The 7193-nt window shown below is 37.8% G+C and carries 6 protein-coding genes; 2 read left to right on the top strand and 4 right to left on the bottom strand.

Annotated features, from left to right (window positions below; genetic code table 11):
• Positions 1–1000, top strand: a 1000-nt coding sequence (locus AOG55_RS01205; RefSeq protein ID WP_236688947.1) for a potassium channel family protein, incomplete at its 5' end; no start/stop codon positions are given.
• 5 nt (positions 1001–1005) lie between these two features.
• Here the strand turns inward: AOG55_RS01205 and vat are convergent.
• From vat to AOG55_RS01190, 3 genes are all read right to left on the bottom strand, one after another.
• Positions 1006–3243 carry a VCP-like ATPase gene (gene vat / locus AOG55_RS01200; RefSeq protein WP_048102096.1) on the bottom strand — a complete coding sequence of 746 codons (2238 nt, stop codon included), beginning with the start codon at positions 3241–3243 and terminating at the stop codon, positions 1006–1008.
• Positions 3244–3337: 94 nt separating this feature from the next.
• Positions 3338–5032, bottom strand: a complete 1695-nt coding sequence (locus tag AOG55_RS01195; protein WP_054964474.1) for an FAD-binding protein — start codon at positions 5030–5032, stop codon at positions 3338–3340.
• A complete protein-coding gene (locus AOG55_RS01190) occupies positions 5032–5379 on the bottom strand; it encodes a Rieske (2Fe-2S) protein (RefSeq protein WP_052656831.1) in 348 nt (115 codons plus the stop codon). Before AOG55_RS01190 ends, AOG55_RS01195 begins: the two co-directional genes overlap by 1 nt.
• A 53-nt stretch (positions 5380–5432) precedes the next feature.
• Between AOG55_RS01190 and AOG55_RS01185 the strand changes: the two genes are divergently transcribed.
• Complete coding sequence (locus tag AOG55_RS01185) at positions 5433–6254, top strand: SMP-30/gluconolactonase/LRE family protein (RefSeq protein WP_048102094.1); 822 nt, start codon at positions 5433–5435, stop codon at positions 6252–6254.
• Here the strand turns inward: AOG55_RS01185 and AOG55_RS01180 are convergent.
• Positions 6251–7153: a mechanosensitive ion channel family protein gene (locus AOG55_RS01180; protein ID WP_048102093.1), complete on the bottom strand. Its 903-nt coding sequence runs from the start codon at positions 7151–7153 to the stop codon at positions 6251–6253. The genes AOG55_RS01185 and AOG55_RS01180 overlap by 4 nt on opposite strands.
• Between the last annotated feature and the right edge of the window lie 40 nt (positions 7154–7193).

Raw genomic sequence — 7193 nt, 5'->3', positions numbered from 1 at the left:
TTTAATGAATGTGTATCCATTTTATTTCTTTTTTAAAAGGCTGAAAAAATACAGCAAAAACCATATTTTTAAGGCAGGGATGTTACTTGTTATCGTGATTATATACTCTGTATTCTCTGAATATTATCTGGAAAATAACATAGCCTCAAGTGGAATACATAATCTATTTACAAGTCTATGGTGGACCATGCAGACAATAACAACAGTTGGTTACGGTGATACACCAGTTTATGGGGAGTATGGCAGAATAAATGGGATGGCCATAATGTTAATTGGTATTGGCTCCCTTGGCTACTTTACAGCGGCAGTTACAACGATATTAATAGATTCTAGGCTTGCCGCAAGATTGGGTGATAAAATGGCGGTTGAAAAAAAGCATATAATTATTTGCAATTATAATGATACGGCAAAAAAGGTCCTTGATGAGATATCAGCAGCGGGTTATGATATTGTAATACTTAATCAGGATGATATACCGCAGAAAAATGATTATACGTTTATTAAGGGTAATTTTTTGAATGAGAATGACCTTATTAAGGCAGGGATTAAAAAAGCATCAATAATATTAATATTTTCAAAAAACGAGGATCGTGATTCCATGGCAATAGATGCTGAAACCATACTTTCGGCCATGATAGCCAGAAGGCTGAATAATGCATTAAGGATAATAGCTGAAATATTAAATCCATCCAGCAGAATGCATGCAGAACCTTATATTGATGACATAATCATAAAAGGCGATGTTTCCTCAATGCTTATTTATTCATCCATAAATATCCCGGGCATGCCGGAGTTATTCAATGAAATGTTAAAATCAGGCAGAATGGTGGAGGATGATATAAATGACGTCCAGAGGAACATGACATTTAAAGAATTTCTTGAGATAATGCAAAAGAATGGAAAAACTGTTATTGGTTTCAGGAAAAATGATGTGATAATGCTTGCAAATGCAAGCGATAATAAGGTTGATATGGATTCTTATATTTATATAAATAATTAAAAAAATTATTGATATAAATCTATATCATGCGTTGGCTTCTTTCTGGATGTTATATCCTTTCCCATTGAGGCGGCAAGATTATCATAGAATTTTATGACGCTTTCATCCACAGATGGCCTTATTGTACTCATTGCCTTTATGAAATCCTCCTGCGTTACCTCAGTTGCATTGGGATTGTTACGGTATGCCATCATTCCAGCCTCCCTGCAAAGGTTTTCTATATCTGAACCAACGTAACCTGCTGTTTTTTTGGCTATCTCCTTAAGATCAACATCCTTTGCAAGTGGCATCTTTTTGGTGTGTACCTGCAGTATTTTGTACCTTCCCTCCTCATCGGGCGGCGGTATGTAGATAATTTTATCAAACCTGCCGGCCCTTAGCAGTGCAGGGTCTATTATATCAGGCCTGTTTGTGGCGGCTATGACCACGACGCCGTTGAGCACCTCTATGCCATCCATCGATGTTAATAGCTGGTTCACTATTCTTTCGGTTACGCCTGAATCCATTGATGCACCCCTTCTTGGTGCTATGGAGTCTATTTCATCCATAAATATTATTGAGGGTGAAACCTGCTTGGCCTTTCTGAATATCTCCCTTACAGCCTTCTCGCTTTCACCAACCCACTTGCTCAGCACCTCTGGGCCCTTGACTGATATGAAGTTTGCGTTGCTTTCATTGGCAACTGCCTTTGCAAGTAATGTTTTTCCTGTTCCTGGCGGGCCATATAATAGGAATCCTTTGGGTGCCCTGATTCCAAGCCTTTTGAATACATCTGGATTTAACAGTGGAAGCTCAACAGCCTCCCTTAATTCAGATTTTACATTTTCCAGCCCACCAATATCGTCCCATTTAATATTTGGCACCTCAACGGTTACCTCCCTGAGACTGCTGGGTTCTATGGACTTTAATGCCTCGAGGAAATCCTCCTTCGTTACAACCATCTTTTCAAGAACCTCTGTGGGTATTGGCTTATCAAGGTCTATCTCTGGAAGATAACGCCTCAGGGCATTCATTGCCGATTCCCTTGTAAGCGCAGCCAGATCGGCCCCAACAAAACCATATGTAAGGTCTGCTATTTCCTCCATGAATTTGCTGCGTTCCTCATCAGACATTCCGAGTGGCATTCCACGTGTGTGTATTGTTAATATTTCCTCCCTTCCCTTTTTATCAGGAACACCTATTGTGATCTCACGATCAAATCTTCCCGGCCTTCTTAGTGCAGGATCAACAGCATCAATCCTGTTTGTTGCACCTATAACTATTACATGACCACGTTCCTTTAAGCCATCCATAAGTGTCAGTAACTGTGCAACAACCCTTCTTTCAACCTCACCCTGCACATCCTCCCTCTTGGGGGCTATTGAATCTATTTCATCTATGAATATTATTGATGGCTCAGATTCCTCTGCCTTCTGGAAAATCTCCCTGAGCTTCTGCTCACTCTGGCCGTAATATTTCGACATAATCTCTGGGCCGTTGATGGAGTAAAAATTTGCACCGCTTTCATTGGCAACCGCCTTTGCTATAAGCGTTTTTCCTGTTCCTGGAGGGCCGTTAAGCAGCACGCCCTTTGGTGGTGTTATTCCAAGCCTCTCAAAAAGTTCTGGATGCTTTAAGGGTAATTCTATTATCTCCCTTATCTTTCCGAGCTGTGCGGATAATCCACCAATATCCTCATAGCTTACCTTTGTTACCTCCTCGAGAACCTCGGATGCAGGTTCCTCCCTTATTTCAACCTGTGTCATGTCACCGATTTCCACCGGTATCTTGCTGGGTATTGTTTTTATGACCTTAAATAAAAGTCCGGTATGGCCTGCCAGCGTGAGTCCCGGGACGCTGATGCTATCTCCCTCTATTACAGGCCTCCTTATAAGCGCCTTTTGCACAAAGTCATCGATTCCCTCACCAAAACGTAGCCTCTGATCTTTTCTAATGATTGGTGCAAGAACCACCTTCTTTGCCTCCTCCACCTCAACCTTTTTAATTGTAACCTTATCACCTATGGATGCACCACAGTTGTTCCTCATAACACTGTCTATTCTTACTATGCCCTTATTTTCATCCTCAGGCCTGGCCCTAAAAACACGGCCCACAGTAGCCCTGACCTTTTCTATAGAAACCACATCACCGATTTCGACATTGAGGTCAAGCCGGGAAATTTCGTCAAGCCTGACCCTTGCCATGCCCGGATCAGTGGCATTAGCCTCAGCAACCCTGAGAACTATACCATTATTAGATTTCATAATCCTATATTTACTAAATAGTATTTTAAAATATTGAATAAATAAAAATTTATTTAAACGTTTGCAATTCAACTAAATAGCGCTTATTAACAAATTAAAATTTGTTGTGATTTAAATTATTTAACAGGCTGTCTATGAATTCGGTGGAATCCATAACTAAACCGTAATCTGAATGCTTAAATATTGATGCGTCCCGGTTATTATTCACAGCTATTATGGTTCCAGCATACCTTATTCCAACTATATGATTATCTGCACCGGAAATGCCAATGGCAATGTATAATGCAGGCGATATTGATACACCGGTTAACCCAATCTGGAACTGCCTGGGTATTATATGCATGTCCACCACCTTTCTGGTTCCACCTATTGCTGCATTGATTTTAGAGGCGATCTGTTTTATATCATCTATTTTATCGCGTGCCACCCCACGGCCCACACCAATAATAATTTTTTTATTAAATGCAGGAAAACCATTTTCAACAGGCTCGAAATCCAGATACTTTATATCATCAGAATGGGCAATACCTGAAATAATAACCCTGGCGTTATAATTTACATACCTTACCTTAAACATCCCGGGCCTTACTGTGGCAAAGTCTGGAATTTTTTTTGATTCAATTCTGGCTATAATACCACCACCAAATGCTGGTTTAAACTGTATCATTTTTGAATCCTCAAGTTTTATATCCACGCAATCTGCAGTTAAACCTAGTCCCAGGGATGCAGCTATAAATGATGATATATCCCTTCCATTTAGGTTTGATGGTGCCAGTATATGCCTGACATTGCTAGTTTTTATATAATTAATAACAAAATTTGCAAAATCTATGTTCAATGGTTTCCCAAGATATATATATTCATGGCAGGCAAGTCCATCTATTTTTTCTGGATCAATATTGCCGATGAAAACTATCCTGTATGATCCATTGGATAATTCAGCAATTTTTGATGCAATCTGCATTGATGTTGCCGGATCATCAACTGCCAGTCCAAGGAATATGTTATCAGATTCGTTATCATCAATGCTCTCTGTTTTTTCTGTAATCATATTTTCATTTAATTTTTGATTTAAAATGCCAGTAAATTCTTCAAATGATATAAATCTGCAGTTTCTGGAGTCATTTAGCATGGAGGTGCCTGAAACAACGGTTAATGAGTCCGAACCAGAAATACCTGTTATTTTATTAGAGTCAAAAATATCAATATGATAATTTAAATCTATATCTGGAACGGGCCTCGCACGGTTTATTTTTTCACTTACAGAAATTAAGGCTGGAAGTTTAAATTCTATAGTTCTTATGCCGTTATCCTCATCACGTTTCGCAATACAGGTATCCCCATCTATTTTAATTTCCGATACCGATGATATGAATTTATATCCGGACATGTATGCTGTTTCTGGTGGAACCTGTGATGTCTCACCATCCAGGGAATATCTCCCCATCAGTACAATATCAGGTTTTATTATATTTATAACTGCTGAGAGTATTTTGGATGTTACATATGTGTCTGATCCGCCAAATTTTCTATCGCTTATAAGTATACCACGGTCTATGCCCATTCTTATTGCTTCCTTTATTACGTCCATTGCACTTTCAGGGCCCATGGATGCAACTATTGTTTCATAGCCATATTTCTCCTTGATTCTTACTGTTTCCTCCACCGCCTTTTTATCAAACGAATTCATCAGGAGTTTAACCCCCTGTCTTACAATCCTGCCTGTGCTGCTATCAAATTTAATTTCATTTACGTCAGGTACCTGCTTTATAAATACCAGTGCCCTCATTAAAAGTCCACCATTATAATACCATCCTCTATTTTTGTTTGGTAAAACCCAAGGTCTTTTATCTTTTCATCGCTCCCTTCGGGTCCAGCGGTTACCCTTCCAGACTTTATGTCAAATGAGGCGAAATGGTTTGGACATACTATGGAACAGTTCTCTATAAATCCCTCATCCAGTGAGGTATTTTCATGTGTGCAGTATAAATCAAGGGCATATACATGATTATCCTTCTTTATAATAAGCAGGGGCTTGCCATCGATGGTTATGCCCTTAATGGATCCATCCTTAAGATCAGTATCTTTTATGACATTATGCCACATAAATGTAAATCCATAATTTTTATTTAACATCTTTGGATTTTAAACAGGATAATATTTAATACCTTATATCTTATATTAAAAATATGTATGCAAAAAAAATTGAGGGTGCACCACATTCTTCCCTTGGTGAATCTCCCATGTTCTTTAATGATACACTGTACTGGATAGATATAAACAGCGGCACACTTCATTCAATGTATAAAAATACCTTTTCGTCTGTTAAGCTGGACGAGATAATTACCTTTATAGCCCCACATAATGATGGGATAATATACTCCACAAGAAATTCAATAAATTTTTACAACACTGAAAAAGCATATAAAAATGCGCTTTTTAAGATGGATTTTCAAAAAAATGTAAGATTTAACGATGGAAAATGTGACCATTCGGGAAGATTATTCGCAGGGACAATGGATATTAATGAGAAGAATCCTATAGGAAAACTTTACAAATTTGAAAAAGAACCAGAAAATATACTGGAAAATGTTACAATATCCAATGGAATGGCATGGAGCATGGATGGCAGCACCATGTATTATATAGATTCTCCGACCAGAAAGATAAGGGTTTTTAATTATGATAATATCAATGGAGAAATTATATCAGAGGGGCAATCCATAGATGTTAGTGCCTCACCAGGTGTTCCAGACGGCATGACAATAGACTCCGAGGATAATATATATGTTGCATTTTTCGGCGGTTCCCATGTATTAAAATTAAATAAATCCGGAAAAATTTTACTTGAAATAGAACTTGACGCGGAAAATGTTTCATGCTGCACATTTGGTGGTGATGATTTTCGAACGCTTTTTATAACTACTGCATTTAATGGCAGAAATGGCGGCGGTATATATATGTTTAATAATGATGTTCCCGGAATTAAACCGGATATATTTAAATTTTAATTTTGCTTTGTTTTTATTGATCTAACTGTTTTCATGCAAAATTTTAATATTTCACTTCTTGGTGGCTCCTCAAAATTTCCACTGCACATGGCCTCTATAACTATTATATATGTTGTAAATGTTGTTTCATAAATTCTTATTTCTGGTTCATTTAATATAAACTTAAAATTCTTAATGCCATCTTGCAGAATTGGGATAATTATGTCAGGGTCTATATCCTTTGATATTTCAAATTTCGTTCTAACAAGCCTTGAATTATTCTTCCCCTGAATAAAAACTGCCGCCTGTATCATAATGCTGTTGGGTATTTTTAATGGGACATTGTCATCTGTGAGTATGGATGTGTACATTAAAGAAATGTCTGTTATCACGCCTGTATATCCGGGTATTAAAAAATCGTTTGAATAAAACTTTGGAGGATATGCAGGTGCATCAAGACCATACTGCCATGTAGACACTGTAACACGATCACCAACCCTGAATGGATGGGATGCAACTACAGCTATGCCACCAAATATGTTTGATAATACGTCCTGTGAGGCGAGACCAAGGACAAGGCCGGCGAAACCACCTGCTGCAAGTGCAGCACCGATATCTATTTTAACAAATGTGAAGAATATTATAATTATAATCAGATACCCGACAATTTTTACTGTGAAACTTAAGGTTCCGGCTGTTGATTTTCCTATTGCCCTGGTGGCCCTGTTCATTATTAATGATGCTATGAGATTTACAATTATAATTCCACCGGCAACTATTGTTATTGCATATAAAAAAATGTCATACGACTCGAAGAAAGGGATGTGATATATTGTATCAAGTATAAATAAAACAGGGATTATTATTGCCAGTGATATGATTACAACTATTATTGATGCTATAAGGCCCCTTCTGTTCATTGTGTTTTTATTAACTGATCTTTAATAAAACTTTTTCAAA

The organism is Acidiplasma cupricumulans (genome assembly GCF_001402935.1).
Classification (GTDB): domain Archaea; phylum Thermoplasmatota; class Thermoplasmata; order Thermoplasmatales; family Thermoplasmataceae; genus Acidiplasma; species Acidiplasma aeolicum.
This window is presented reverse-complemented; position numbering and strand designations above follow the sequence as displayed.